This is a genomic window from Agromyces terreus, assembly GCF_009749465.1.
GTDB lineage: Bacteria > Actinomycetota > Actinomycetes > Actinomycetales > Microbacteriaceae > Agromyces > Agromyces terreus.
Map to the genome: position 1 here is coordinate 294,347 of NZ_WBIS01000003.1, position 24,867 is coordinate 319,213.

The following is a 24,867-nucleotide window of genomic DNA, read 5'->3' on the forward strand; positions in this document are numbered from 1 at the left end:
ACCGCGGCGGGCCCATCGAGCGCGATCGGCTCGCGGCATCCGCGCCCTTCGACCTCGTCGTGCGCGGCGAACGCGTGCTCGTCGACGGCGAATTCTCGGCGCGCGAGATCGGCGTCCGCGACGGCGTCGTGGCCCGTGTGGCACCGCTCGGCACGGGGCTCGAGGCGACGCAGACGGTCGACCTCGCCGCCGACGAGGTGCTGCTGCCGGGCCTCGTCGACACGCATGTGCACGTCAACGAGCCGGGGCGCACCGAGTGGGAGGGCTTCGCGTCGGCGACCAGGGCCGCCGCGGCCGGGGGCGTGACGACGATCGTCGACATGCCGCTGAACAGCGTGCCGCCGACGATCTCGGTCGAGGCCCTCGAGACCAAGCGCGCCGCCGCCGACGGCCGGGTGTTCGTCGACGTCGGCTTCTGGGGCGGATTCGTGCCCGGCAACCTCGAGCACCTCGCGCCCCTCGTCGACGAGGGCGTCTTCGGGTTCAAGTGCTTCCTCCTGCACTCGGGCGTCGACGAGTTCCCGCCCGTCACGGCCGACGAGATGGAGCAGGCGATGGAGGTCATCGCCGAGGCCGGCTCGATGCTCATCGTGCACGCCGAGGACGCCCACGTCATCGACGGCGCACCCCACCCGCACAGCGTCGACTACGCCGACTTCCTCGCCTCGCGTCCGCGCGCGGCCGAGGACGCGGCCATCGCCGACGTCATCGAGCGCGCCGCCCGCACGGGCGCCCGCGCGCACATCCTGCACCTGAGTTCGGGCGACTCGCTCGCGCGCATCGCCGCCGCCAAGCGCGACGGCGTGGCGCTCAGCGTCGAGACCTGCCCGCACTACCTGACCCTCACCGCCGAAGAGATCCCCGCGGGCGCCACGGCGTTCAAGTGCTGCCCGCCCATCCGCGAGGCGGGCAACCGCGACGCGCTCTGGCAGGGACTCGAGCGCGGTGAACTCGACTTCGTCGTCACCGATCATTCACCGGCGACACCCGAGCTGAAGTTCGCGGGCGACGGAGACTTCGTCGAGGCGTGGGGCGGCATCGCCTCCCTGCAACTCGGGCTTCCGGTCGTCTGGACCGAAGCACGTCGCCGCGGCATCCCCCTGACCCGCGTGGTCGAGTGGATGTCCGCGGCGCCGGCCCGTCGCGTCGGGCTCACGGCGAAGGGGCGGATCGCGGTGGGTGCCGCCGCCGACTTCGCCGTGTTCGCACCGGACGCGCGGTTCACCGTCGACGCCCGTGCCCTCGAGCACCGGCACCCGGTGACGCCGTACGACGGGCGCGAGCTCACGGGGGAGGTGCGCCGGACCTACCTCGCCGGCGCGCCGATCGACCGCGAGCACGCACGCGGCCGGCTGCTGCGACGGGACATCGCAGCCGTCGCCGGCGCGCCGGGGCCGGGTCCGAGCCCGGCCCCGATCGCGCCCGCGACGAGCCCGGATGCCGGCACGGCCGAGGCATCCGATTCCACGAACCGCCCATCAGAACGGAGCATCATGATCAACTCGTCCGACGAACTCGAGCCGGGCCAGCTCGCGCCCGACTTCACGATCCCGGATGCCTCGGGCACGGCCCGCACCCTCTCGTCGTTCCGCGGCGGCCCGGTCATCGTCTACTTCTACCCGGCCGCGTTCACGCCGGGCTGCACGGTCGAGGCCTGCGACTTCCGCGACAACCTCGCGGCGTTCGAGGCCGAGGGCTACACGGTGCTCGGCATCTCGCCCGATCCCGTCGAGCGGCTCGCGGAGTTCGCGGCCGCCGAGCAGCTGAGCTTCCCGCTCCTGTCCGACCCCGACGCCGAGGTCGCGAGGGCATGGGGCGCGTGGGGCCAGAAGACGGTCGACGGGCGCACCTTCGACGGGCTGATCCGCACGACCGTGGTCGTCGACGCCGAGGGGCGCGTCGCGCACCTCGAGTACGACGTCGCCCCCGCCGGGCACGTCGCCCGGCTCCGGGAGGCACTGGCCGGGGTCTCCGAGGCGGCGACGGCATGAGCGCGACGACCGTGACCGCGGTCGACGCGTTCAACTCGATGGACCGCGACGAGGCGATCGCACTGCTCCGCCCCTGCGTCGACGTCGACCGCTGGTGCGAGGAGCTCGCCGATGCACGGCCCTTCGTCGGCACCGAGCTGCTGCTCGCCGCCGCCGAGCTCGCCGCGTCGCCGTTCACGGCCGACGAGGTCGAGCAGGCGCTCGCGCACCACCCGCGCATCGGCGAGCGGGCCACGGGCGCGCACCGCGAGGCGGCGCTGTCCCGCTCCGAGCAGGCGGGCATCGACCAGACCGATGCCGACGTCGCCGCGGCCCTCGTCGAAGGGAACCTTGCGTACGAGCGCCGGTTCGGCCGGGTCTTCCTGATCCGCGCCGCCGGCCGCAGCGCGAGCGAGATCCTCGCCGCGCTCAACGAACGGCTCGGCAACTCCGACGCCGAGGAAGCGGCCGTCGTGGCCGACCAACTGCGGCAGATCGCCGTGCTCCGGCTGAAAGGAATCTTCGCGCCATGAGCATCTCCCAGATCACGACCCACGTGCTCGACTCCACCGTCGGCAGGCCCGCCGCGGGCGTCGCGGTCGAGCTGCACGCCAGGGACGGCGCCGGGTGGCGCCTCATCGGCACCGGCTCGACCGACGCCGACGGCCGCGCGAAACAGCTCGGCCCGGCATCCGTGCCGACCGGCGAGTACCGGCTGCGGTTCGACACCGGAGCCTGGTTCGCCGCCAGCGACACCCCCACGTTCTACCCCGAGGTCCAGCTCACCTTCCTCGTCGACGAGGAGGGGCGGCACTACCACGTGCCGTTGCTGCTGAGCCCGTTCGCCTATTCAACCTACCGAGGAAGCTAGAGAGAAGAACATGACCGACATCCTCACCCGCACCGAAGACGCCGCAGTGAAGAACGCAACGAACGCATCCAACGCGAACCCCGCGAACCCCGCGAACCCCGCGACCGACGGACAGTCCGGCGGCGCCGCCGGCATCGTCCTCGGCGCCAACCAGTACGGCAAGGCCGAGGTCCGCGTCGTCAAGGTCACGCGCGACACCGATCGCCACGAGATCGAGGACCTCAACGTCACCTCGCAGCTGCGCGGCGACTTCGCGGGGGCCCACCTCGACGGCGACAACGCGCACGTCGTCGCGACCGACACGCAGAAGAACACCATCTTCGCGTTCGCTCGCGACGGGGTCGGCTCGCCCGAGCGGTTCCTGCAGCGGCTCGCCGACCACTTCACCGGCTCGTTCGACTGGGTCACGGGCGGCCGCTGGCTCGCCGAGAGCTACGCCTGGGAGCGCATCGTCGCCCACGGCGCCCCGCACGACCACTCGTTCGTGCGCTCCGGCCAGGAGGTGCGCACGGCCGCCGTCGTCGCCGACGGCGAGGTGCGCCACGTGTTCGCCGGCCTCAAGGACCTCACGGTCCTGAAGACCACGCGCTCGGGCTTCGAGGGGTACCCGAAAGACCGCTACACGACCCTCCAGGAGACCACCGACCGCATCCTCGCGACGAGCGTCTCGACCCGCTGGCGCTACGCCGACGGCGCCGAGGTCGACTACAACGCGGTGTACGACCGGGTGAAGGCGATCCTCCTCGAGGCGTTCACCGAGAACTACTCGGCCGCGCTGCAGACGACGCTCTTCGAGATGGGTCAGGCCGTGCTCGAGGCGCACCCCGAGATCGCCGAGATCCGGTTCTCGATGCCGAACAAGCACCACTTCGTCGTGGATCTCGAGCCGTTCGGGCTCGACAACCCGAACGAGGTGTTCTTCGCCTCCGACCGCTCCTACGGCCTCATCGAGGCGAGCGTCGAGCGCGAGGGAACCGCGAGCCCGGCCGAAGCGTGGGCCAGCCTCGGCGCCTTCTGTTGATCGAGACCGTCGTGGGGGGGGGGGGGGGGGGGGCGCCCGCCCCCCCCCCCCCCCCCCCCCCCCCCCACCCCGCCCCCGAACTGCAGGAACATTCGCGGCGACGGCGGCGCGGCGGGCCACGACGCGCCGCAGCCCGCCGTATTCCTCCTGCGATCACCGCTCCTCCACAGCTCCGGATCCGAAGCGCCGAGCGGATGCCTCGCGCAGGCGCCCGCCCGGTGCCCGAGCGCGGCCGCACGATCGTCGCATGGCGCGAATCGACGGCATCCTGCACACCCTCGGCGAGGTCGCTCGCGTTCGAACGCTCGCCGCCCACGGCGTCGATGAGCGGATGCTCCGGCTCGCCCTCGCGGCCGGCGACCTCGTCCGCGTGCGGCACGGGTGGGTCGCCTCGCGTTCGGCGGATCGGGACCAGCTCCGGGCGGTCGAGGTCGGCGCCCGCCTGGGGTGCGTCTCGGCCCTCTCACGGTGGGGCGTGTGGGCCGGCGTCGGGCGCGACCTGCACCTGCAGGTTCCCCGCACGGCCGCGCGGCTCCGTCGGGCGGCCTCGCACGAGCATCCGCCGGCGACGTCGGCGGCGGCGGGCGTCTGGCACCCGGCCGTGCACGAGCGCCGCCGCCGCGGTCGGGACATCCGCCTGTCGGACCACCCCGCCGACTCCGCAGGCCGCCCCGCCCTCCGCTCCGACCCGTTCGCCCGCCCCGCCGACGGCCTCAGGATCCACTGGACGCACGAGCCGGCGCCCGCCGCGGTGCTCGATTGGATCGTCTCGCCGCAGGTCGCGCTCGCCTGCGCGATCCGCTGCCTCGACGACGAGCACGCGGCGGCGGCGATCGACTCGGCGCTGCGCGAACGCGTGCTCACCAGGGCGCAGGTCGACGAGGTCGTCGGCGACGCGCCGTCCCACGCCGCGCGGCTCGTCGACGCCTTCACGGGGCGGCCGGAGTCAGGCGTCGAGAGCCTGTTCGTGCGGCGCATCGCGGCACTCGGCCTTCGCGTCGAGTCGCAGGTCGACCTCGCGGGATTCGGCCGCTACGACGGCCTGATCGAGGAGTGCGTGCTCTTCGAGGTCGACGGCCGCGGGTACCACTCCGGATCCGCGGAGTTCTTCGCCGACCGCGATCGCACCCTCGTCGGGCAGGCGTTCGGCCTCCCGGTCATCCGTCCGAGCGCTCGCCACGTGCTCGAGGATTGGGCTGCGGTCGAGGCGGCGGTCGTGCGCGTCGTCGACGACGCCCGCATCGTCCGGCGCCATCGAGGGCACCACAGCCTCGCGTGAACTGCAGGAACTTCCGAGTCGGCGTCGGCGCGGCGGCCCACGACGCGCCGACGACGGGCCGAGAGTTCCTGCAACTCGGCTCAGCCGTCGGGCCGAGACCTCCCGGCCCACGGGTCGTAGTCGGCCTCGAGCGCCGCCTGCTCGGGCCGCGCCCCCTCGGGCACGTGCTGCAGGTTCACCCGCACGCGGTACCAGAGCGAACTCGATCCGCGCATGCCGTCGACGAGCACATCGGCCGGATGCAGCAGCGCGGCCACGTCGGGATGCCTCGCCTTCCACGTCTCGAGCGCCTCGAGCGCCTCGGGCTTCGTCTTCGTGCGTGCGATCTCGATGAGCGGCATGCTCGACGAGCGTCGTCCGCTGCCGTCCTTCGCGGACGGCGGCTTCTCGGCGGGGCCGAGCTCTTCGGCGAGCCGCAGCAGCCCCGCGAGGCTGCCGGCGGCACCGGGGTCGTCGATGCCGGATGCCGCATCGCCGCGTTCGGCGTACCGTGCGAGCACGGCGGGCACCGTGAACCGCTCGGGGTGGGAGTCGCGCACCTCGTTCCAGTCGAGCGGGGTCGAGACGCGCGCATCGGGCAGCGCCCGCACGGAGTAGGCGGATGCCACGGTGCGGTCCTTCGCGTTCTGGTTGAAGTCGACGAACACGCGCTCGCCGCGCTCCTCCTTCCACCATCTCGCCGAGGCCAGGCCGGGCGCGCGGCGCTCGACCTCGCGGGCGAGGGTCTCGGCGGCGAGGCGCACCTCGCGGTAGTCCCAGCGGGGTTCGATGCGCACGTTGACGTGCAGTCCGCGCGAGCCCGACGTCTTCGGCCAGCCGACGAGCCCGTGGTCGTCGAGCACCTCCCGCACGACCAGCGCGACGTCGACGATCTGCCCCCACGCGACGCCCGGCATCGGGTCGAGGTCGACGCGCAGCTCGTCGGGGTGGTCGAGGTCCTCTGCGCGCACGGGATGCGGGTTCAGGTCGAGGCATCCGAGGTTCACCACCCACGCGAGCGAGGCGGCGTCGCGCAGCACGACCTCCTCGGCCGACGTGCCCGACGCGTAGTGCAGGGTCGCGGTGTCGATCCAGTCGGGGCGGTTCTCGGGCACCCGCTTCTGGAAGAACGGTTCGGCGCCGATGCCCTTCACGAACCGTTTCAGCACCATCGGCCGGCCCGCGGCCCCGCGCAGCGCGCCCTCGGCGACGGCGAGGTAGTAGTGCACGAGGTCGAGCTTCGTGATGCCCGGCTCGGGGAACACCACCTTGCCCGGGCTCGAGATGCGCACCTCGCGCCCGTCGACCTCGATCGTCGTGGCTTCGCCCTTCGAAGGACTCACGCCTCCACCCTACGGGCGTGTCCGTCGCCGCGCGATGGGGTCGGACGGTGCGCTGTCGACGGACGACCCGGCGGATGCCGTAGGCTCACCGGTCGTGCCTGCTGTGATCTCCGCTCCCGCCGCTGCGATGCGGCATCCGTTCATCAGGGCCTACCGTTCCGACGACCGGGCGGATGTCGCCCGCATCTGCCTGCTGACCGCCTCGGGCGGCTCCGATGCGACGGGCGTGTACTCCGACGACTCGCTGATGCCCGAGGTGTTCGCGCTGCCGTACGTGACGTACGCCCCTGAGCTCGCGTTCGTCGTCGACGACGGCTCCGGGCGGGCGGTCGGGTACATCATCGCGGTCGCCGACACCGCGGCCTTCATCGACTGGTGGAAGCGCGAATGGACGCCGGGCTTCGTGTCGCGGCATCCGTCACCCGGGCCGGCAACCTCGCACGCGCCCTCGTTCACGGAGGCCGACCTGCTGAAGGCCGGCTCCGACCCCGAGCGCATGCGCATCGCCGAGCTCGGCGAGTATCCGGCGCATCTGCACATCGACCTGCTGCCCGAGCTGCAGGGCAAGGGGTTCGGCCGTCGGCTCGTCGAGACCCTGCGCGACGCCCTCGCCGAGCGGGGCGTGCCCGGCGTGCACCTCAGCATGGACCCGAACAACACGAGTGCCCGCGCGTTCTACGACCGGCTGGGGTTCCGCGAGCTCGCGTCCCACCGCCCGACCTCTCCGCTGCTCGGCATCGCGACCGCCCGGCCGGTCGAGTAGCGCGCCGGCGCGTCCGCCCCCCGGTCGAGGAGCGCGCCAGCGCGTCCGCCCGCCGGTCGAGGAGCGCGCCAGCGCGTCTCGAGACCCCGCGACGCACCCTCAGCGGGTGAGCGACCGGCGCTCGAACCAGTAGAGCAGGTTCGGGTCCGTCTCGCGCAGCTCGGCGAGCGTGACCGGATCGGCGCGCACCGTCTCGTTGACGTCGAGGATGCCGGCGATGCGATCCATCGTCGAGGTGTTCCAGAAACGCCCGCGCATGCGGAAGACGCCGCGGCCGTTCCGGCTCACGACGAAGAGCTCCTGCGACGTGTCGAGGCTGTTGCCCTGGTAGAGCTGCACGCGCAGCACCGTCGCGATGTCGCGCGCGGCGACCGTGTACGTGCCGCCGAAGAATCCCCGCTCGACGATGCCGTAGCGGCTCACCGAGGCCTGCGTGCGCTGGTACGCGATCCACGCGAACACGAGTAGCGCCGCGATGATCGCCGCGGCCCAGGCGAACAGCCACCATGCGCTCGACGGGTCGAGGATCCAGAGCTGCGTCGCGACGATCGGCAGCAGCAGCGCCGCGATCGAGAAGCCGATGTTCCGGCCGAGGGTGCGACGCGGCCTCAGGGTGTACACCCTGAGGCCGTCGCCCCTTACTGCCCCGGCCACGATGGAGGAGCCCCCTGCGTCCCCACTCCGTGTGTCCATCCTCGCCGCTGACATCTCTGACAGCATGCGGCAGACGGCGGCACCTGCGCTATTCGGCATTAATGAGGACACGGATGCCGCCCCGCCCGCCGTGGCGCCCATCCGCGGCGCCCGCCCGTCGCGCTGCGTACCGGATGCAGGAAACGAGGACCCATCCTCGCCACCACGGGGGGATGGGTCCTCGTTTCCTGCACGGTGGACGCGAGCGGTCGCTCCGGAGATGCGAAACGGCCCGATCAGAGACTGATCGGGCCGTTTCGTGCTGGCGGAGAATGGGGGATTCGAACCCCCGAGGGCTTGCACCCAACACGCTTTCCAAGCGTGCGCCATAGGCCACTAGGCGAATTCTCCTCAAGACCCCTCACGCACCCGCCAGAGCCCGGTTACCCTTGCTGCGTTTCCGCCCTGGGGGAGTTGGCCTGGATGGCGCCACGTGAGGAGCCTCCGACAGTCTACCCGAGCCGGGCCGCCGAAATGAACGCGCCCCGGTCGGGGAGCGATTCAGCGAGCGGATGCCTCGGCCGCGAGCTCCGGATGCCGCACCGCGAGGTACGCGTCGAACGCCTCGCGGCTCGTCTTGCCCGGCGTGTAGCCGAGCACGTCCTTGAGGCGCGTGTTGTCGAGCACGGGCCGGAACTGCAGGAACCCGACGCGGTTCGCGTCGTGCACGGTGAGGTGCAGCGCGTGTCCGACGCGCAGGGCCGCGGCGAGCAGCCCCGGCGGGAGTTCGAGCGTGCGGGTGCCGAACGCCTCGGCGATCTCGCTCACGGTCACGCGTCCGTCGCCGGCGACGTTGAACGCGCCCGTGACCGACCCGGTGGCGCCCTGCACGATCGCGCCGACGACGTCGTCGACCCAGATGAAGACGAACGGGCTCTCCGAGCCGCGGATCTTGAGGATCCGCCGCCCCTCCCAGAGCGCCGTGATCTGGTTCGACACGGTGGGCCCGAGGATCGTGCCGATGCGCAGCACGACCTGTCCGAGTTCGGGGTGCTCCGTCCGGTACTGCGCGAGCATCTCCTCGACGATGCGCTTGTGCCGCGAGTAGCTGAACTCCTCGTTGCCGCGGATCGGGTCGGTCTCGCTCAGCCACGCGGGACTGTCGGCGTGGTAGCCGTAGGCGGCGCCCGACGACGACACCACGATGCGGCGCACGCCGTGCGCGACGGCGGCGTCGAGCACGTTGCGGGTGCCGTCGACGTCGACGCGCCGCTCGATCTCCTCGCTGAGCCCGCCGGGGTTCACGATCGCGGCGAGGTGCACGATCGTGTCGATCGCGTGCCGTTCGACGACGGCCGACACGGTCGCGGCATCCGTCACGTCGCAGGTCTCGACGATCACGCCGTCGGGGGCGGATGCCGCGGGCGGGCGCACATCGCCCGAGACGACGAGCTCGACGTCGGGGTGTGCGGCGAGCACGCGCACGGCGTTGGATCCGAGGAACCCGCTGCCCCCGGTCACGAGCACCCGGATCATGCGGAGGCCCCCGAGCCGTCGGCGGTGCCGGCCACGGCCGACGCGTCACCGTCGAGCGACGCGGCGCGCGCGGCATCCGCCCTCTTCGTGACGCGGGCCCAGACCGTGGCGAGCGTGAGGCCCGCGATGATGTCCCAGATGCCCCACCAGCCGGCGACGATCGCCATGCCGCCGATGCCGCCGAAGAATGCGAACACGAGACCGAGGCCGAGGCCCGCGTTGCGGATGCCGACCTCGAAGGTGAGGGCCTTGCGCTCGCGGCTCGGCAGCCCGCCGATGCGCGCGCTCGCGTAGCCGAGACCGAGGGCGACCGCGTCGTGCAGGAACACGGCGACGAGCACGATGCCGATGTACGCCATGAAGATCGTCCAGTTGCCGACGAGGGCGATCACGATGAAGCCGACGAGCGCGGCGAGGCTGATCCAGCGGGCGTACGGCTGCACGCGTCCGGCGAACCGCGGCCACTTCGCGCGGATCGCGAGGCCCGCGAAGAACGGCAGCCCGATGATGAGGAAGATCTCGAGCAGCATCTCCCACCCGTCGAGGCTCACGGTCGTGACGATGTCGCGCGCGGTCGGGTGCAGGCTGCCCCAGAACACGACGCTCACGGGCAGCAGGAAGATGTAGATGACGTTCGCGACGGCCGTCATCGACACCGAGAGGGCGACGTTGCCGCGGGCGCGATACGTCAGCACCTGCGAGATGTTGCCCGGCGGGCAGCACGCCACGAGGATCATGCCGAGCGCGATCGACGCCTGCACGTTCAGGAGCAGCGTCAGGCCGAACGTGACCGCCGGCAGCAGCACGATCTGCGCGACCAGTGCGAGGATCATCGCCTTCGGCGCCTTGAGCACGGCCTTGAAGTCCGACGGCGCGGTGTCGAGCGCGATGCCGAACATGATGAAGCCGAGCACGACGTTCAGCGCGATCATCGAGCCGGGGGTGAAGTTCAGGACGACGTCGTCGATGTTCATGCGCGCTTCCCGTCGGCCGAGGTGGGGTTGCCCGTTTCGGACTTTTGGCCGACACGCCGTTCGGGCGGCGCTTCGACGCGGCGTGTCGCCCGAATCTCCGAATCCGGCAACCCGCCGGTCGAGGAGCGAAGCGTCTCGAGACCAGCGTCCCCCCGGCCCAGCGTGCCCAGCAGCTTCTTCACGGCGCCCCGGTAGGCGTCCTTGTTCACGTAGTACGACATGCGCTCGAGCCCGAGGTACTTGTATCCGCCGCTGAGGTCGGGCCACGCGGCATCCGCCCTCGAACGGAATGCGGCCGCGGCCTGCGGGTCGCGCGCGACCGCGGCGAGGTAGGCGGCGATGAGCTCGGCCTGCTCCGCCCGTCCCTGCCAGCCGATGCCCGAGGCCTCGATCATGCCGAGCACGAACACGCCGTTGAATGCGGGCGGGAAGATGTTGAGGTAGAGCTTCGGCGACGCGGCCGTCCAGTTCAGGTGGGCGCGGTCGATGAACGGATAGTCGAGGTGGTATCCGGTGGCGAGCATGACGAGGTCGTACTCGCCCGAGGTGCCGTCGACGAAGTGCACGGTGTGCCCGTCGAACCGGTCGATGTCGGGCACGATGCGCAGGTCGCCCTGCCCGAGGTGGTTGAGGATCAGCGTGTTCACGATCGGGTGCGACTCGTAGATCTTGTAGTCGGGCTTCGGGAACCCGAATCGCACCGGGTCGCCCGTGAACGCCTGCAGCACGCGCCTGTCGACGAACTGCTTGATCGGCGCGGGCAGCGGGCGGCCCTGGTTGAGGGTGTCAGCGGGCTTGCCGAAGAGGTAGCGGGGCACGAAGTAGTAGCCGCGGCGCACCGACATGTCGACGGATGCCGCGTGGTGGACGGCGTCGACGGCGATGTCGCAGCCCGAGTTGCCCGCGCCGATGATGAGCACGCGCCGGCCGTCGAACACCTTCGCCGACTTGTAGGCGCTCGTGTGCATGATCTCGCCGGCGAACTCGCCGCGGAAGCTCGGCACGTTCGGTTCGGCGAGCGTGCCGTTCGCGAGCACGACGCCGGAGTACGCGCCGGTGGTCTCGCCGTCGGGGCCGACGGAGGTCACGAGCCATCCGCTCGCCCCCGTCGCGTCGCCGTCGACGGGCTCGACCGAGGTCACGCGCGTGTCGAAGCTGAAGTGCTCGCGCAGGCCGAACTCGTCGGCGAAGCCGCGGAAGTACGCGAGCAGCTCGCGGTGTCCGGGATAGTCGGCGGTCGAGCGCATCGGGTACTCGGCGAACTCGGTCGTCGTGCGGCTCGAGATGAGGTGCGCCGACTCGTACATGGTCGAGCGCGGGTTGTCGATGTTCCAGAGGCCGCCGACGTCGGGGCCGGCCTCGAATCCGTGGAAGGGGATGCCGGCGCGGCTGAGCGCGCGGGCCCCGGCGAGGCCGGAGGGGCCCGCTCCGATGAGGGCGATGGGGTTCACGTGGTGTTCCTGGTGCTGGGTTCGGGCCGGTGGGGGAGTCGGCTCGGCACGGGCGCACTGCGGCGTCGCGGGCCGACCCAGCATAAGCGACGAGCGCTCGACTTCCGATCCGGCGGACGCCGCCGGGAGCTCGCCGGTCGAGGAGCGAAGCCCGCCGGTCGAGGAGCGAAGCCCGCCGGTCGAGGAGCGAAGCCCGCCGGTCGAGGAGCGAAGCGTCTCGAGACCAGCGGAGTGGTCTCGAGACGGCGCCGGCGCGCCTCCTCGACCGGGGCCTCGCGGGAGACTCCCAGTCCGGTGCCGGATGCCGCGCAATAGGCTGGTCGCGTGGCCCACCGCATCTACATCTGCTCTGCCGAAGGCAACACCGGAAAGTCCACGGTCGCGCTCGGCGCCCTCGACACGCTCACGAGGCGTGCGACCCGGGTGGGCGTGTTCCGCCCGATCGCGCGGTCGACCGACGAACGCGACTACGTGCTCGACCTGCTGCTCGCCCACGACGCCGTCGTGCCGCTGGCCTATGAAGAGGCCATCGGCGTCGACTACGATGCCGTGCACGCGAACCCCGATGAGGCGCTCGCCGAGATCGTGCGGCGCTTCAAGGCCGTCGAGGACCGCTGCGACGCCGTGGTCATCATCGGTTCCGACTTCACCGACGTCGGCAGCCCGACCGAGCTCGCCTACAATGCGCGCATCGCGGCGAACCTCGGCGCCCCGGTGCTGCTCGTGCTCGGCGGCCGGGTCGGCGGCGGGCGCCCGCGCGCCGAGCACATCGGCCATGCCGAGGCCCGCACGCCCGACGAGCTCGTGCAGCTCGCCGATCTCGCGGTCGACGAACTTGCCCGCGAGCATGCGAGCCTGCTCGGCGTCGTCGTCAACCGGGCCGACGCCGATCGTCTCGACGAGATCGTCGACGCCGTGCGTCCCGTCATGCGGCGCGTGCCCGCGCACGAGGCGGCCGGCCACGACGACCGGGGCGCGGCGACCGTCGGGGTGTGGGCGATCCCCGAAGACCAGGTGCTCGTCGCGCCGTCGATGCGCTCGATCATGCAGGCCGTCGAGGGCGAGCTGTACGCGGGCGACCCCGACCTGCTCGACCGCGAGGCCCTCGGCGTCGTGATCGCGGCCATGTCGATGGAGAACGTGCTGACCCGGCTCATCGAGGGCTCGGTCGTGCTCGTGCCCGCTGATCGCAGCGAGGTGCTCATCGGCGTGCTCACCGCGCACGCCTCGGCGACCTTCCCCTCGATCTCGGGCATCGTCCTCGTCGGGGGGTTCCCGCTCGCCGAGCAGGTCGAGCGGCTGGTCGAGGGCCTGCGGGGCGGCCTGCCGATCATCCGCACCGACCTCGGCAGCTACGACACCGCGGTCGCCGTCACGCAGACGCGCGGTCGGCTCGCGGCCGAGTCGCAGCGCAAGCGCGACACGGCCCTCTCGCTGTTCGAGAAGCACATCGACGGGCAGGCGCTGCTCGACCTGCTCGACGTCGCCACGCCCGAGGTGGTCACGCCGCTCATGTTCGAGTACGGCCTGCTCGAACGTGCCCGCAGCGCGCGCAAGCACATCGTGCTGCCCGAGGGGTACGACGACCGGGTGCTGCGTGCCGCGGCGACCCTGCTCGCGCGCGACGTCGCCGACCTCACGATCCTCGGCGAAGAGATCGAGGTGCGCTCGCGCGCCATCGGGCTCGGCCTCGACATCTCGCGTGCGACGGTGCTCTCCAACCACGACTTCGTCTACGTCACGCGGTTCGCCGAGGAGTACCAGCGCCGCCGCGCGCACAAGGGCGTGACGCTCGAGCAGGCGCGCGAGACCGTGCAGGACGTGTCGTACTTCGGCACGATGATGGTCGAGCTCGGCCTCGCCGACGGCATGGTCTCGGGTGCGATGCACACGACGGCCCACACGATCCGCCCGTCGTTCGAGATCGTGAAGACGAAGCCCGGGGTCGAGGTCGTCTCGAGCGTGTTCCTCATGGCGCTCGCCGATCGCGTGCTCGTCTACGGCGACTGCGCCGTGGTGCCCGATCCCACGGCCGAGCAACTCGCCGACATCGCGATCTCGTCGGCGCTCACGGCGGCGCAGTTCGGCATCGAACCGCGGGTGGCGATGCTCTCGTACTCCACGGGCGAGTCCGGTTCGGGCGCCGACGTCGACAAGGTGCGCCGGGCCACGGCGCTCGTGCGCGAGCGGGCGCCCGAGCTCGCCGTCGAGGGGCCGATCCAGTACGACGCGGCCGCCGACGCCGCGGTGGCGCGAACGAAGCTGCCCGAGTCCGATGTGGCGGGGCGGGCGACGGTGTTCATCTTCCCCGACCTCAACACGGGCAACAACACGTACAAGGCGGTGCAGCGTTCCGCGGGGGCGGTGGCGATCGGCCCGGTGCTCCAGGGCCTCAACAAGCCCGTGAACGATCTCTCGAGAGGGGCCCTCGTGCAGGACATCGTGAACACCGTCGCGATCACGGCGATCCAGGCGGCGGATGCCTCGTGAGCGTCGTCCTCGTCGTCAACTCGGGCTCCTCGTCGCTGAAGTACCAGCTCATCGACGTCGAACGGTCCGAGACCCTGGCGAGCGGACTCGTCGAGCGCATCGGCCGCGGCACGGGGCACGCGAGGCACCGCGTCGAGGGCGCCGGTGCGGGGGCCGAGCGGGAGTCCGACGTCGACGTGCCCGACCACGGCGCCGCGTTCGCGGTGATGCTCGAGGCGTTCGCCGAGCACGGCCCCTCGCTCGAGCAGCACGCCCCGATCGCGGTCGGACACCGCGTCGTGCAGGGCGGTGCGCGCTTCTTCGAGCCGACCGTCGTCACCGACCTCGTGAAGATCAACATCGACGAGCTCTCGGTGCTCGCGCCGCTGCACAATCCGGCCAACCTCGCCGGCATCCGCGCGGCCGAGCGGGCGTTCCCGTCGGTCCCGCACGTCGCCGTCTTCGACACGGCGTTCCACCAGACCATGCCGCCCGCGGCATACACGTACGCCATCGATCGCGAGCTCGCCGAGCGGCATCGGGTGCGCCGCTACGGATTCCACGGCACCTCCCACCGGTTCGTCTCCCGTGCGGCGGCCGAGTTCCTCGGGGAGCCGGTCGAGGCGCTGCGCCTCATCGTGCTGCACCTCGGCAACGGGGCGTCCGCCTGCGCGGTCGCCGAGGGGCGTTCGGTCGACACGAGCATGGGCATGACCCCGCTCGAGGGACTCGTCATGGGCACGCGCTCGGGCGATATCGATCCCGCCGTGCTGCTGCACCTGCAGCGCCGTGCCGGACTCGACGCCGATGCGACCGACCGACTGCTCAACTCGAAGAGCGGCATCCTCGGCCTCAGCGGGCATGCCGACATGCGCGAGCTCGAGGCGGCCCGCGCGGTCGGCGACGAGGCATCCGTCGTCGCATTCGACGTGTACGCGCACCGCATCCGTTCGTACGTCGGCGCCTACGCCGCGCAGCTCGGCCGGGTCGACGCGATCGTGTTCACCGCCGGCGTCGGCGAGAACTCGGCGACCGTGCGCACCGCGGCGCTCGACGGGCTCGAATGGTTCGGCGTCGAGCTCGACGCGGAGCGCAACGCGTCGCCCGAGCGCGGCGCCCGGCGCATCTCGACCGACGCCTCCCGCACCGCGGTGCTCGTGGTGCCGACGAACGAGGAGCTCGAGATCGCCCGTCAGACGCTCGAGGTCGTGCGGGCGTAGCGCCCCCCCCGCCCCGCCCCGCCCGCGCCGCCCGCCCGTCGCGGGTGCCCCCGCGCAAGCCCCACCCGGATCGGCGCCTGAGTGCGGATTCGGTGGCACCGATTCGGCACTCAGGCGCCGATCCGCCGATGTGCAAGAAACATTGCGCAAGAGTTCTTGTTGAATTACGATGGGCGGCATGACCGAGTCCGAGAAGGCCGCGGCCCGCGGCGCAGACCGTCGCATCGACGTCCACGACGCGGGCTCCATGCGGGCGCTCGCGCATCCGCTGCGGCTGCGCATCCTCGGCCTGCTGCGCACGTCGGGTCCGCACTCGGTGGGCATGCTCGTCGAGGCGACGGGCGCGGCATCCGGCTCGGTCAGCTACCACCTGGGCACGCTCGCCAAGCATGGTTTCGTGGTGCCGGCGCCCGAGCGCGAGCGCGACGGTCGCGAGCGCTGGTGGAAGTCGGCGCACGAGATGACCGTCATGCACTCCGAGGAGTTCCTCGGTGACCCCGAACGACGCGAGGCGTCCGAGGCGATGCGGCGCACGGTGCTCGAGTCCTATCACCGCGAGCTCCTCGCCGCGCTCGACGCCGAGATCTCGCTCGACCCCGCATGGGTCGCCGCGTCCGATTCGAGCGACGCGGGCGCTCACCTCACGATCGACGAGATGCGCGAGCTCGCGGCCGAGCTCGACGCCGTCCGCGAGAAGTGGTGGGCGCTCGGCCGCGGGCGCGAACCGCGGCCCGAGACCCGCCTCGTGCGGTGGATCACGCATGTCTTCCCGAAGTCCGAGCGATGAGCGATCCGGCCGACCGGCGACGCCTGCCGATCCTCGCGCTGTTCACGGCGCAGTTCTTCTCGCTGTCGGGCAATGCGATCGCGCTCATCGCGATCCCGATCATCGCGCTGCAGCAGACCGGGTCGCCGCTCGCGGCGGGGGTGGCCGGCGTGTTCGCGACCGTTCCGCTCGTGATCGGCGGGGCGTTCGGCGGGGTGCTCGTCGACCGGTTCGGCTACCGCCTGTCGAGCATCGTCGCCGACCTCGCGAGCGGGCTCACGGTCGTGGCGATCCCGGTGCTCGCGGCCACGGTCGGTCTCCATTTCGGGGCGCTGTTGGCGCTGGTGTTCCTCGGGGGGCTGCTCGACCCGCCCGGTGACACGGCCAAGACGGTGCTCGTGCCCGACCTCGCCGCCCTCGCGCGCATGCCGCTGGCCCGCGCCGCGGGCGTGCAATCGACGGTGCAGCGCACGGCGACGATGATCGGGGCGGGCATCGCCGGGGCCGCGGTCGCGCTCGCCGGGCCGATGCCGGCGCTCCTGTTCGACGCGGCCGGGTTCCTCGTCTCCGCGCTGCTCGTCCTCGCGTTCGTGCCGAGGGCGGCCGTCGCAGCCACAGAGGCGGGCGACGAGCACGATCCGTCGGCGAGCGGTTTCGTGGCCGGCATCCGCTTCATGGTGCGTTCGCCGCTGCTGCTCGCCGTGGTGCTGCTCGTGACGCTGACGAACGCGATCGACGCGGCCGGCATGACGGTCCTGAAGCCCGTGTACGCGACCGAGGTGCTCGGCGAGCCGGCCCTGCTCGGCGGCATGATCGCCTGCTTCGCCGGGGGAGCGCTCACGGGCTCGGCGGCCTTCGGGTGGTTCGGGCACCGATGGTCGGGCCGGGTGATGTTCGCGGTCTGCTTCATGCTCGCGGGCGGTCCGCCGTATCTCACGATGGCGCTCGGAGCCCCGCTTCCGGTGCTGTTCGCGGTGCTCGTCGCCTCGGGTCTCGCCGCCGGCATGCTGAACCCGATGATCGCCACCGCGATGTACCGGGAGGTGCCCGACGGCATGCGCGCCAGGGTCTTCGGGGCGATGACCGCGGGCGTGGCGGCGTCGATGCCGCTCGGTGCGCTGCTCGGGGGCCTCGCGGTCGAGCACCTCGGGCTCGTGCCCACCCTCGTCGGGGCGGGATGCCTCTATCTCGCGCTCGGCGCCTCGCCGCTGTTCGTCCGTGCGTTCGAGGGGCTCTCGCACGCGTCGTCGCCGGAGCCGGTGCCAGTCGAGGCCTGAGCGGATGCCGCGGCATCCGGAGTTCGGGCGGTGCGGATGCCGCGGCATCCGCTCGCGCTCGGATCGAGGACGCCGGCTCAGCGCACGTGGCGCGCGCAGTCGATGCAGAGCTCGGCGGTGGGCCGCGCGTCGAGGCGGGCGACCGTGATGCGGGACCCGCAGTTCGTGCAGAAGCCGTAGGTGCCGTCGGCGATGCGCGCGAGCGCGTGCTCGATGTCGGCGAGCTCGGCGCGGACGTCGGCCAGCACGGCGGTGCGCTGCGACCACTCCTGGGTCATCGTCGGGCCTTCCGGATCGTGCTCGTCGTCGGCCGTGGCATCCGTCCGCGCGATGCGGACCTCGGTCATCGCATCGTCGAACTCGGCGAGGCGCTGCTCGGCATCGGCGCGCTCGGCGCGGAGCCTGGCCTCGAACCTCGTGAGCTGAGCCGGTGTCATCGTCGTCGCCGTCATGCGTCCCCCTTCGGTCACCGCATGCTACGCCAGCGGATGCCGGTTCCAGTGTCGGACGCGGCAACTAACATGGAGCCCGTGGTCACCGCCCTGTATCGCCGTTACCGGCCCGAGACGTTCGCCGAGATGATCGGACAGTCGCAGGTGACCGATCCGCTCATGACGGCGCTGCGCACCGATCGCGTCAATCACGCCTACCTCTTCAGCGGACCGCGCGGCTGCGGCAAGACCACGTCCGCGCGCATCCTCGCCCGGTGCCTGAACTGCGCCGAGGGCCCGACCGACGTGCCGTGCGGGGTGTGCCCCAGCTGCGTCGAGCTCGCGCGCGGCGGCGGCGGCTCGCTCGACGTGGTCGAGATCGACGCCGCGAGCCACAACGGCGTCGACGACGCACGCGATCTCCGCGAGCGGGCCGTGTTCGCTCCTGCGCGTGATCGCTACAAGATCTTCATCCTCGACGAGGCGCACATGGTGACCCCGCAGGGGTTCAACGCGCTGCTCAAGCTCGTCGAAGAGCCGCCCGAGCACGTCAAGTTCATCTTCGCGACCACCGAGCCCGACAAGGTGCTCGGCACCATCCGCTCGCGCACGCACCACTATCCGTTCCGGCTCGTGCCGCCCGGCCCGATGCTCGAGTACGTGCAGCAGCTCTGCACCGAAGAGGGCGTCGAGGTCGCGCCCGGCGTGCTGCCGCTCGTGGTGCGCGCCGGCGGGGGCTCGCCGCGAGACACGCTGTCGCTGCTCGATCAGCTCATCGCGGGTTCGGAGGGCACGAGCATCGACTACGAGCGGGCCGTCGCGCTGCTCGGCTACACGCACGGCGCGCTGCTCGACGAGGTCGTCGACGCGGTCGGCCGCGGTGACGCCGCGGGGGCCTTCGCGGCCGCGGACCGCGTGGTGCAGACCGGCCAAGACCCCCGGCGGTTCGTCGAAGATCTGCTCGAGCGGCTGCGCGACCTCATCGTCGTCGCCGCCTCGACGCCCGAGGCCGCGGCGGCCGTGCTGCGCGGCGTTCCCGCCGACGAGCTCGCCCGCATGAGCACCCAGGCCGCGGCCTTCGGCGCCGCCGAGCTCTCCCGGGTCGCCGACCTCGTCAACCAGACCCTCACCGAGATGAGCGGAGCCACGTCACCGCGCCTCCACCTCGAGCTCATGCTCGCGCGCGTGCTCGTTCCCGCGATCGACGACTCCCAGCGCGGTGCGCTCGCGCGCGTCGAGCGGCTCGAACGCCGCGTCGGCGTGAGCGATGCCGCTGGCGTGCCCGGCGCGGCCGGGTCGCCCGGAGCGCCCGCCGCCGAGGCCCGCGGCGCCGACCGCACCCAGGCCCCGCCCGCTCGGTCGGTCGCGGCCTCTCGAGGCGGCGACGCGCCCGCGCCCGGTGCCGCGGCCGCCTCCGAGCGGCGCACGTCGGATTCGGCCGAGGCTCGCGAGCACGCCGAGCCCACGCGGGTCGACGTCACCGAGGCCGCTCGCGCACTCGCCTCCGAGGCGACCGTCGGTGCCGGAGAGGGCTCGGCGCCCTCGGAGGGCGCGGCCGAGGCATCCGCCGCGCGCGTGCGACCGGTCGGCCCCGTGACGCTCGAGCAGATGCGCGACGCGTGGCCCGAGGTGCTCGCCTCGCTTCAGAAGGTCAAGCGCACCGCGTGGATGGCGGCGCTCACCGCGCAAGTCATCGAGTACCGCTCCGAGGGCGATGTGCTCGTGCTCGGATTCCCGAGCCAGAACGACGTCAACGACCTCAAGGGCAGCGCCGGCACGCAGAGCCCCGCCGAACTCCTGCGCGCGGCCATCGCCGAGGTGCTGGGCGTGCAGGTCAAGTTCCTCCCGCGGGTCATCGGCACGCAGGGCGGCGGCCAGGGCGGCGCGCAGGTGCCCTCGCCGGCGCCCTCCGGGTCCGGTTCGGGCTCCGGTTCCGGCGCCGCGCCGCAGTCGCCCGATGCGCCTGCGTCGCCCGGTGCGCCTGCGTCGGCTTCCCACTCGGCGGCCGCCGCACCCGCGCGCGGCGAGCGCTCGGGCGGGGCGTCGTCCGCCCGATCGTCCTCAGCAGGTGCGTCGGCGCCTCATGCACCCTCGGCCGGCGGCGTCTCGGCCGGTGCCCCCACGGCTCCGGCATCCGCTCCGGTGTCCGGCCCGGTCGACTCCTGGGCCACGGTGGCGATTCCGCGTGACGAGCCCTCCGCCGAGGCGTCCGCGGGCTCCTCGACGGCCGTGCTCACCGCGGTGCGCGAGGCCGAGGCACCCGCCGCCGAGGCGCCCACGCCGCCTGCCCCGGCGGCCCCGCCCGTGCGGTCCGCGCCCGCGCCCGACCCCGTGCAGCCCGATGATCTCGACGCGCCGCCGCTCGATGACGAGGCGCCGTTCGATCCCGACTTCGACCGTGCGGCCCCGGCCGACGAGCCGGGCTCCGCCTCGTTCGCGCCGACGCGCTCCTCGGCAGCGGTTCCGGCGGCAGCAGCCCGAGCGGCGTCGGCGGGCCCCTCCGGCGGCGGCCCCTCCGGCGCCGGCCCGACCGAGGCCGGCACCGCTGCGGCCGGTGTGCAGGCGCCGCCATCCGGTCAGGCGGCGCCGCGCCGCTCGAAGCCGGCGACGAGCACCGCCCACGACGGCATCCAGCGATACGGCGAGGCGGTGGTGCGCGAGGTGCTCGGCGCGACCTTCCTCGAAGAGGTCGAGGCGCCGTCGCGTCCCGGCTTCGGCGATCGGAGCTGACGCGTGTACGAGGGCATCGTCCAAGAACTCATCGACGAACTCGGCAGGCTCCCCGGCATCGGGCCGAAGTCCGCCCAGCGCATCGCGTTCCACATCGTGCAGACCGAGCAGTTCGACGTGAGCCGGCTCGCCGAGATCCTCACCGAGGTGCGCCAGAAGGTGCGGTTCTGCGAGATCTGCGGCAACGTCTCCGAGCAGCAGACCTGCGGCATCTGCCGCGACCCGCGCCGAGACCCCGCGCTCATCTGCGTCGTCGAAGAGGCCAAAGACGTCGTCGCCATCGAGCGCACGCGCGAGTTCCGTGGGCTGTACCACGTGCTCGGCGGGGCCATCAGCCCCATCGACGGCATCGGCCCCGATGAACTGCGCATCCGCCAGCTCATGCAGCGGCTTGCCGACGGCACCGTCACCGAGGTCATCATCGCCACCGACCCCAACCTCGAGGGCGAGGCCACGGCGACCTACCTCAGCCGCCTCCTCACGACCCTCGAGATCCGCGTCACGCGCCTCGCGTCGGGCCTGCCCGTCGGCGGCGACCTCGAGTACGCCGACGAGGTCACGCTCGGGCGCGCGTTCGAGGGCCGCCGCGTCGTCGGCTGAACCGCGAAGGGTTGACGCGCGCCACGACCTGGGCTGGACTGGACGCATGGCCGTCAGCCGAGGTGCCGAGTGGGTCGCCGACTACGTCGCGGCGTGGCAGTCGAACGACCCGAACCTCATCGGCGCGCTCTTCACCGACGATGCGGTCTACCTGACGAGCCCCGACTCCGAACCGCGGGTCGGTCGCGACGAGATCGTCGCCGGTTGGCTCGACGACCTCGACGAGCCGGGCACCTGGGCGTTCGACTGGCGCATCATCCACGAGCGCGACGACCTCCTGCTGATCCAGGGTCGCACGATCTACCCGGCCGCCACCGACTTCATCAACCTCTGGATCATCCGCCTGGCCGACGACGGCCGCGCGCGCGAGTTCACCGAGTGGTACATGCGCCGCGAGCATCAGGACTGACCAGACCCGACGCGACGACGATCACGAGGGGATGTCGCGCCGACGGAACCCGACCAGCCCGACGGCGGCGAGCACCGCGGCGATGCCGACGAGCGCCCACTCGGCCGACGCCGAGACATCCTCACCGGGCAGATGGCCGACCGCCTGCACGGGCGAGAGCGCCAGCACCCAGTCGGGCAGCGACAGGGTCGATCCCAGCAGGGCGAGGAAGACGATCACGCCGAGCACCGCCCAGATCGCGGCGGTGAATCGCGGCAGCACGCCGAGCAGCAGCAGGCCGAGCGCGCCGAACACGAGCACCGCGGCCAGATAGGCGAACCCGGCCGCGACGACGCCGTGCGTCTCGTCGCCCGCCGACCACGCCAGCACGGCGGAGCCGACGAGCACGATCAGTGCGGCACCGGCCATCGCGACGAGGCCGTGCGCGGCCATCCACCACACCCGGGACTCCGACCTCGCGAGGGTGGTCTCGAGGCGTCCGGATGTCTCCTCCTCACGCATCCGGCCGACGGCCTGGCCGAGGCATCCCATCGCCATGAAGACGAGGATGAGCAGCACCATCTCGGCGTATGCGTCGTTCGCCGAACCGGAACCGGAGCCGCCCAGCATGCCCTCGAGCGCGGGGTTCGCGGCGACCGCGTCGGCGATGTCGTCGGTGAACGCGCCGAAGACGCCCGAGATCGCCGCCGCGCCGACGGACCAGGCGAGCACGGTCGCCGAGTGCGCGCGCAGCGCCAGCCCGAGCGCGGTGCCCGCGAACGACGAGGCGCGCGTGCGCCCCGGACGGGCGGCGAAGACCGCCGAGCCGAGGTCGCGGCGGCCCACGAGCACGAGGCCGACGACGGCGAACGCGAGCGCGACGCCGAACGAGATCGCCAACGGCCAGACGCGCGCGTCGTCGGCGAACGGCCGGGTCTCCTGCTGCCACGCGAGTGGGGAGAGCCACTTCCACCAGGAGTCGCGCACGTCGCCGATCGCGCGGGTCACGTAGGCGAAGCCGATCACGAGCACGCCGATCGAGGAGACGCCGCGGGCGCGCAGCACGAGCTGCCCGACGAACACCGCGAGGCCCGCGAACACGCATCCGAGCAGCGTCATCGAGGTGCCGTACAACCAGGCATCGGCCGCGTCGACGTCGTAGGCGATGAGGGTGACCGCCATGCCGACGCCCACGAGCGCGCTGCTGAACACCGCCGTGAGCAGGGCGGCCATCCACGGCGCATGGGCGCCGACGCTGCGCGAGCGCAGCAGCTCGAGCAGCCCGACCTCCTCGAGGGCCCGGGTCTGCCTGGCCACGAGCAGGAGCCCCATGAGCGGGATCGCGATCGCCGAGATGAACCCGAACTCGTTCGAGACGACGCCGCCGAGCGTGTCGGCGCCGTAGGGCGTGCCGTTGATCGCGGCCATCGCGGGATCGGAGCCGACGGTCGCCTGATACGTCGCCAACTGCTCGGGGGTGCCGTAGAGGCCGTCGATCGCGCCGACGGTCGCCGCGTACCCGGCGATCAGGGAGACGACCCAGATGACGGGGGCCGCCCACCCGGTGCGCAGCTGCACGCGGAGCACGGTGCCGAAGCCGCCTCGGGACCCGGGCGCTCCGGGCGCGGCCGCCTCCGCGCGCTCGGTCGTCGCGTGCGTCACGCCCGGTCCTCGTACGCCTCGAGGAAGAGCTCGTCGAGGCTCGGCGGCCGCACGGTCAGCGTCGAGACGCCGACGGCGAGCAACTGCGGCAGCACGTCGTCGAGGGCGTCGGGGGCGACGCTGAACGAGAGCTCGGTGCCGTCGCCGGCGGCACCGGTCTCGAGCCCGGACACGTCGGCGCGGCTCAGGTCTGGCGCCGGCCCCCGGGTCACGGCGTGCACCTTCGTGCGCGACATCCGGCGCAGGTCGGCGATGTCGCCGCTCGTGACCACCTTGCCGTGGCGGATGATGGTGACCCGCTGGCAGAGCACCTCGACCTCGCTCAGGATGTGGCTCGACAGCAGCACCGACGTGCCCTCGGCGGCGCGCTCGGCGACGCACTCGCGGAACACCTCCTCCATGAGCGGGTCGAGGCCCGACGTCGGCTCGTCGACGACGAGCAGCTCGGCCCGCGCCGCGAGCGCCGCGACGAGCGCCACCTTCTGCCGGTTGCCCTTCGAGTAGTCGCGCACGCGCTTCGAGGGGTCGAGCTCGAACCGCTGCGTCAGCTCCTCGCGCCGGGCGGGGTCGATCGGCGCGCCCGAGGCGCCGAGCACGTCGATGCACTGGCCGCCGGTGAGGCCGGGCCAGAGCGCCACGTCGCCCGGAACGTACGCGAGCCGCCGGTGCAGGTGGACGGCGCGGCTCCACGGGTCCTGTCCGAACAGGCGCACCTCGCCGCTCGTGCGGCGCATGAGCCCGAGCAGGATGCGGATCGTGGTCGACTTGCCGGCCCCGTTCGGGCCCAGGAATCCGAGCACCTCGCCCTCGCGCAGTTCGAGGTCGAGGCCGTCGAGGGCGTCGAACCTGCCGAAGCGCTTGCGCAGCGCGGCGATCTCGATCACGGATGTCTCGGTCATGCGTCCGACGTTATTGCCCGGGCCGCGCGGGCGGCCGGCCCGACACGCGAGCCCGACACGCGAGCCCGAGCGCGGGAGCCCGAAGCGCGAGCCGCGGCATCCGTCAGCGAAGCACCTCGACGAGCACGACCCAGGCGAGCACGATGGCCGACACGATCGCGAGGATCGCGCCGATCCCGATGAGCATGAGCCCGACCGGCACCGCTCCGCCGACGACCAGCGCGGCGCCGACGAGGTAGACGACCACCGGCACCAGCCCGGCGGCCGACTTCCCGGCGAGCTCGACGGGCGATCCGGGGTGCAGCTCGTCGCGGAAGATCGTCGACACCGCGTGCGCCTCGAACGCCGCGGCGATGCCGGCCGCGACGAGCACCTCGAGTCCGTACAGCCAGATCGGTTGGCCGGGAGCCAGGGCGAGGCCCGTCGCCACGATCGCGAGCACGAGGGTCGCGATCGAGGCCGCGGCCCGGGCCGGCAGGGTCTTCGACTGCATGATCGAGCCGATGTTCACCGACATCGCGACGATGAGCAGACCGGCGAGCGCCGCGGTCGCGCCCAGCATCGCGACATTGAACTCCGACCATCCGTCGAGTGCGTCCGTCATG

The 24,867-nt window shown here is 72.4% G+C and carries 22 protein-coding genes, 1 tRNA gene, 1 other RNA gene and 1 pseudogene; 14 read left to right on the forward strand and 11 right to left on the reverse strand.

The features are described 5' to 3' along the window. Positions 1 to 14 precede the first annotated feature (14 nt). The 6 genes and pseudogenes from allB to GQQ92_RS09990 all read left to right on the forward strand — a co-directional run. A pseudogene (gene allB / locus GQQ92_RS16545) lies at positions 15 to 1,364 on the forward strand (allantoinase AllB); the annotation flags it as partial. A gap of 129 nt (positions 1,365 to 1,493) precedes the next feature. Further along, positions 1,494 to 1,991 carry a thioredoxin-dependent thiol peroxidase gene (bcp, locus tag GQQ92_RS16965; RefSeq protein WP_197738196.1) on the forward strand — a complete coding sequence of 166 codons (498 nt, stop codon included), beginning with the start codon at positions 1,494 to 1,496 and terminating at the stop codon, positions 1,989 to 1,991. Further along, positions 1,988 to 2,503, forward strand: coding sequence for a 2-oxo-4-hydroxy-4-carboxy-5-ureidoimidazoline decarboxylase (gene uraD / locus GQQ92_RS09975; protein WP_156999090.1), 516 nt, complete (start codon positions 1,988 to 1,990; stop codon positions 2,501 to 2,503). Before bcp ends, uraD begins: the two co-directional genes overlap by 4 nt. After that, positions 2,500 to 2,841 (forward strand): hydroxyisourate hydrolase, encoded by a 342-nt coding sequence (gene uraH / locus GQQ92_RS09980; protein WP_156999091.1) that lies wholly within the window; start codon positions 2,500 to 2,502, stop codon positions 2,839 to 2,841. Before uraD ends, uraH begins: the two co-directional genes overlap by 4 nt. A gap of 10 nt (positions 2,842 to 2,851) precedes the next feature. Beyond that, a complete protein-coding gene (gene pucL / locus GQQ92_RS09985; protein ID WP_156999092.1) occupies positions 2,852 to 3,862 on the forward strand; it encodes a factor-independent urate hydroxylase in 1,011 nt (336 codons plus the stop codon). A gap of 247 nt (positions 3,863 to 4,109) precedes the next feature. After that, complete coding sequence (locus GQQ92_RS09990) at positions 4,110 to 5,141, forward strand: type IV toxin-antitoxin system AbiEi family antitoxin domain-containing protein (protein ID WP_156999093.1); 1,032 nt, start codon at positions 4,110 to 4,112, stop codon at positions 5,139 to 5,141. Between the two features lie 80 nt (positions 5,142 to 5,221). Here GQQ92_RS09990 and ligD read toward each other — a convergent pair whose 3' ends face one another. Continuing rightward, positions 5,222 to 6,463, reverse strand: a complete 1,242-nt coding sequence (ligD, locus tag GQQ92_RS09995) for a non-homologous end-joining DNA ligase (protein WP_156999094.1) — start codon at positions 6,461 to 6,463, stop codon at positions 5,222 to 5,224. 94 nt (positions 6,464 to 6,557) lie between these two features. On the opposite strand from ligD, the gene GQQ92_RS10000 reads away from it, so the two are divergent. Beyond that, positions 6,558 to 7,226 carry a GNAT family N-acetyltransferase gene (locus GQQ92_RS10000; RefSeq protein WP_232057621.1) on the forward strand — a complete coding sequence of 223 codons (669 nt, stop codon included), beginning with the start codon at positions 6,558 to 6,560 and terminating at the stop codon, positions 7,224 to 7,226. A gap of 99 nt (positions 7,227 to 7,325) precedes the next feature. Here the strand turns inward: GQQ92_RS10000 and GQQ92_RS10005 are convergent, their stop codons facing one another. The 6 genes from GQQ92_RS10005 to GQQ92_RS10030 form a co-directional block, all read right to left on the reverse strand. After that, positions 7,326 to 7,880: a hypothetical protein gene (locus tag GQQ92_RS10005; protein ID WP_156999095.1), complete on the reverse strand. Its 555-nt coding sequence runs from the start codon at positions 7,878 to 7,880 to the stop codon at positions 7,326 to 7,328. Positions 7,881 to 8,182: 302 nt separating this feature from the next. After that, positions 8,183 to 8,270 (reverse strand) — tRNA-Ser (locus GQQ92_RS10010). Beyond that, an RNA gene (gene ffs, locus GQQ92_RS10015) (signal recognition particle sRNA small type) lies at positions 8,269 to 8,365 on the reverse strand. Before ffs ends, GQQ92_RS10010 begins: the two co-directional genes overlap by 2 nt. A gap of 55 nt (positions 8,366 to 8,420) precedes the next feature. Beyond that, on the reverse strand, positions 8,421 to 9,395 hold the full coding sequence (locus GQQ92_RS10020; RefSeq protein ID WP_156999096.1) for an SDR family oxidoreductase: 975 nt from the start codon (positions 9,393 to 9,395) through the stop codon (positions 8,421 to 8,423). Beyond that, entirely contained in the window at positions 9,392 to 10,369 is a 978-nt protein-coding gene (locus GQQ92_RS10025) for a bile acid:sodium symporter family protein (protein ID WP_156999097.1), read from the reverse strand. Before GQQ92_RS10025 ends, GQQ92_RS10020 begins: the two co-directional genes overlap by 4 nt. Beyond that, a complete protein-coding gene (locus GQQ92_RS10030; RefSeq protein WP_197738189.1) occupies positions 10,366 to 11,820 on the reverse strand; it encodes a flavin-containing monooxygenase in 1,455 nt (484 codons plus the stop codon). The genes GQQ92_RS10025 and GQQ92_RS10030 overlap by 4 nt, the downstream gene beginning before the upstream one ends. Positions 11,821 to 12,144: 324 nt before the next feature. Here GQQ92_RS10030 and pta point away from each other — a divergent pair, with 324 nt between their 5' ends. The 4 genes from pta to GQQ92_RS10050 all read left to right on the forward strand — a co-directional run bounded on the left by pta (position 12,145) and on the right by GQQ92_RS10050 (position 17,552). Next, on the forward strand, positions 12,145 to 14,310 hold the full coding sequence (gene pta / locus GQQ92_RS10035) for a phosphate acetyltransferase (protein ID WP_156999099.1): 2,166 nt from the start codon (positions 12,145 to 12,147) through the stop codon (positions 14,308 to 14,310). Continuing rightward, complete coding sequence (locus tag GQQ92_RS10040; RefSeq protein WP_156999100.1) at positions 14,307 to 15,509, forward strand: acetate/propionate family kinase; 1,203 nt, start codon at positions 14,307 to 14,309, stop codon at positions 15,507 to 15,509. Before pta ends, GQQ92_RS10040 begins: the two co-directional genes overlap by 4 nt. 178 nt (positions 15,510 to 15,687) lie before the next feature. After that, on the forward strand, positions 15,688 to 16,296 hold the full coding sequence (locus GQQ92_RS10045; protein ID WP_197738190.1) for a helix-turn-helix domain-containing protein: 609 nt from the start codon (positions 15,688 to 15,690) through the stop codon (positions 16,294 to 16,296). Next, positions 16,293 to 17,552, forward strand: coding sequence for an MFS transporter (locus GQQ92_RS10050; RefSeq protein WP_197738191.1), 1,260 nt, complete (start codon positions 16,293 to 16,295; stop codon positions 17,550 to 17,552). The genes GQQ92_RS10045 and GQQ92_RS10050 overlap by 4 nt, the downstream gene beginning before the upstream one ends. Positions 17,553 to 17,629: 77 nt before the next feature. Here GQQ92_RS10050 and GQQ92_RS10055 read toward each other — a convergent pair whose 3' ends face one another. After that, the gene (locus GQQ92_RS10055; protein WP_156999103.1) at positions 17,630 to 18,004 is read right to left on the reverse strand and encodes a TraR/DksA family transcriptional regulator; all 375 of its coding nucleotides are present in this window, start codon (positions 18,002 to 18,004) and stop codon (positions 17,630 to 17,632) included. A 78-nt stretch (positions 18,005 to 18,082) separates the two neighbouring features. On the opposite strand from GQQ92_RS10055, the gene GQQ92_RS10060 reads away from it, so the two are divergent. From GQQ92_RS10060 to GQQ92_RS10070, 3 genes are read left to right on the forward strand one after another with little or no spacing between them, the layout of a single operon-like run. Then, positions 18,083 to 20,713: a DNA polymerase III subunit gamma and tau gene (locus GQQ92_RS10060; protein WP_156999104.1), complete on the forward strand. Its 2,631-nt coding sequence runs from the start codon at positions 18,083 to 18,085 to the stop codon at positions 20,711 to 20,713. Between the two features lie 3 nt (positions 20,714 to 20,716). Further along, positions 20,717 to 21,313 (forward strand): recombination mediator RecR, encoded by a 597-nt coding sequence (gene recR, locus GQQ92_RS10065; RefSeq protein ID WP_156999105.1) that lies wholly within the window; start codon positions 20,717 to 20,719, stop codon positions 21,311 to 21,313. A 46-nt stretch (positions 21,314 to 21,359) separates the two neighbouring features. After that, positions 21,360 to 21,722 carry a YybH family protein gene (locus tag GQQ92_RS10070; protein ID WP_156999106.1) on the forward strand — a complete coding sequence of 121 codons (363 nt, stop codon included), beginning with the start codon at positions 21,360 to 21,362 and terminating at the stop codon, positions 21,720 to 21,722. Positions 21,723 to 21,743: 21 nt separating this feature from the next. Here GQQ92_RS10070 and GQQ92_RS10075 read toward each other — a convergent pair whose 3' ends face one another. The 3 genes from GQQ92_RS10075 to GQQ92_RS10085 all read right to left on the reverse strand — a co-directional run bounded on the left by GQQ92_RS10075 (position 21,744) and on the right by GQQ92_RS10085 (position 24,866). Further along, positions 21,744 to 23,363, reverse strand: a complete 1,620-nt coding sequence (locus GQQ92_RS10075; protein WP_156999107.1) for an ABC transporter permease — start codon at positions 23,361 to 23,363, stop codon at positions 21,744 to 21,746. After that, entirely contained in the window at positions 23,360 to 24,262 is a 903-nt protein-coding gene (locus tag GQQ92_RS10080) for an ABC transporter ATP-binding protein (protein WP_156999108.1), read from the reverse strand. Before GQQ92_RS10080 ends, GQQ92_RS10075 begins: the two co-directional genes overlap by 4 nt. 103 nt (positions 24,263 to 24,365) lie before the next feature. Then, on the reverse strand, positions 24,366 to 24,866 hold the full coding sequence (locus GQQ92_RS10085; protein ID WP_156999109.1) for a hypothetical protein: 501 nt from the start codon (positions 24,864 to 24,866) through the stop codon (positions 24,366 to 24,368). Position 24,867: the final 1 nt, after the last annotated feature.

Excerpts from the sequence above, each read along its gene's own strand:
- bcp (WP_197738196.1), top strand. The coding sequence starts at position 1,494 with ATGATCAACTCGTCCGACGAACTCGAGCCGGGCCAGCTCGCGCCCGAC.
- uraD (WP_156999090.1), top strand. The coding sequence starts at position 1,988 with ATGAGCGCGACGACCGTGACCGCGGTCGACGCGTTCAACTCGATGGAC.
- uraH (WP_156999091.1), top strand. The coding sequence starts at position 2,500 with ATGAGCATCTCCCAGATCACGACCCACGTGCTCGACTCCACCGTCGGC.
- pucL (WP_156999092.1), top strand. The coding sequence starts at position 2,852 with ATGACCGACATCCTCACCCGCACCGAAGACGCCGCAGTGAAGAACGCA.
- GQQ92_RS09990 (WP_156999093.1), top strand. The coding sequence starts at position 4,110 with ATGGCGCGAATCGACGGCATCCTGCACACCCTCGGCGAGGTCGCTCGC.
- GQQ92_RS10020 (WP_156999096.1), bottom strand. The coding sequence starts at position 9,395 with ATGATCCGGGTGCTCGTGACCGGGGGCAGCGGGTTCCTCGGATCCAAC.
- GQQ92_RS10025 (WP_156999097.1), bottom strand. The coding sequence starts at position 10,369 with ATGAACATCGACGACGTCGTCCTGAACTTCACCCCCGGCTCGATGATC.
- GQQ92_RS10045 (WP_197738190.1), top strand. The coding sequence starts at position 15,688 with ATGACCGAGTCCGAGAAGGCCGCGGCCCGCGGCGCAGACCGTCGCATC.
- GQQ92_RS10050 (WP_197738191.1), top strand. The coding sequence starts at position 16,293 with ATGAGCGATCCGGCCGACCGGCGACGCCTGCCGATCCTCGCGCTGTTC.
- GQQ92_RS10055 (WP_156999103.1), bottom strand. The coding sequence starts at position 18,004 with ATGACGGCGACGACGATGACACCGGCTCAGCTCACGAGGTTCGAGGCC.
- GQQ92_RS10070 (WP_156999106.1), top strand. The coding sequence starts at position 21,360 with ATGGCCGTCAGCCGAGGTGCCGAGTGGGTCGCCGACTACGTCGCGGCG.
- GQQ92_RS10080 (WP_156999108.1), bottom strand. The coding sequence starts at position 24,262 with ATGACCGAGACATCCGTGATCGAGATCGCCGCGCTGCGCAAGCGCTTC.
- GQQ92_RS10085 (WP_156999109.1), bottom strand. The coding sequence starts at position 24,866 with ATGACGGACGCACTCGACGGATGGTCGGAGTTCAATGTCGCGATGCTG.